This is a genomic window from Streptomyces sp. NPDC060031, assembly GCF_042736805.1.
Taxonomy (GTDB): Bacteria; Actinomycetota; Actinomycetes; order Streptomycetales; family Streptomycetaceae; genus Streptomyces.
The window spans coordinates 1-1,132 of sequence record NZ_JBHWVM010000219.1 but is presented as its reverse complement, the minus strand read 5'-3'; the positions used below and the strand labels follow the sequence as shown (position 1 = coordinate 1,132).

Here is a 1,132-nt window from a genome sequence, read left to right as displayed (position 1 = left end):
TCGGAGGGCGTGGAGATGAACGTATGGGGCAGATACCTCAAGAGCGGCAATCGTATAGCTCGCCTATCGACACAAACCACCCCTGAATGCCCACTCAGTGGGCGTTAAGTCCGTTTCTGGTAGCAGCCTCGTCCGGGTTGGGTGAGGAAGCCTTGGCGTGCGAGGCGGCCGAGTCGGCTGCGGGTGATGTTGACGGATGCCTCATCGGTGGGGATGCCGAGGAGTTCGTGCAGCTCGCGAGCTCGGAACACCTGGTCGGGGTGCTGGTTGAACATGTTCACGATGTCCTGGTAGGTGGTGTTCGCCCCGGGTGGATCGGGGTCGGCTCCTGCCGGTGCGACCTCCGCGATGATCTTTCGGGTGGTGGCCAGGTCTGTGAGTCGCGCTTCGCTCTCGGCCAGGGCAGCGGTGAGGTACTCGATTGGGTCGCGTAGTCCGCGGCCCGGGCGGTGGCCTCCTCTTGCTGGGCCTGCAGACCTGCCAGGAACACAGAGACGTTCACGCGGCCAGCCCGAGGTGTCGCGCCAGGCGGGGGTGGGAGTGGTGAGGCGGCGGGCCATAATCGCGGTGGAGGCCCAGTAGACCCGCGAGGCAGAGGTGTCGGGCCGGTGGTCGTACTCGCCGGTCAGGCGCCGGTGCAGCATCAGCGTGCCGTTCGTCTGCTCGACCACCCACCGCTTCGGCTGCGGGACGAAGCCTCTGCCCTGGTCGGCCGGGCTGCGGCAGACGACCTCGACGTCGATGTCCAGCAGGGCGCCGTGGATGATGACTTCTTCCTTGCACCCCTGGTCCACCAGCACGTTCTCCAGGCGCATTCCGCACCGCTCGGCGGCCTGGTCGAGCAGGGCGGTGCCGGCGGCGTTGTCGTGGGCGCAGGCGGCCAGGACCACGGCGCCGATGATCAGCCTCAGAACATCGACGGCCAGTCCCCGCTTGCGCCCCGACCCTCTTGTTCGCGTCCAGCCCCGTCGTGGTTTTGGGGACACCCGCCGCGGCGCGGACGGACTGGGTGTCGATGATCACGAGGGACGGGTCCTCTAGGCAGTGTCTTCAAAGGGTTCTGATGGGGGATCATGTGTTGCATGGTGCGTCGTCATGAGCTGTCGGATCTGGAGTGGGAAGCGTTGTCCGC

Annotated in this window: 1 pseudogene; it reads right to left on the bottom strand. The window is 66.5% G+C overall.

Annotated features, from left to right (window positions below):
- Positions 1-518 precede the first annotated feature (518 nt).
- A pseudogene (locus tag ACFWB8_RS37140) lies at positions 519-1,041 on the bottom strand (transposase); the annotation flags it as partial.
- Positions 1,042-1,132 lie beyond the last annotated feature (91 nt).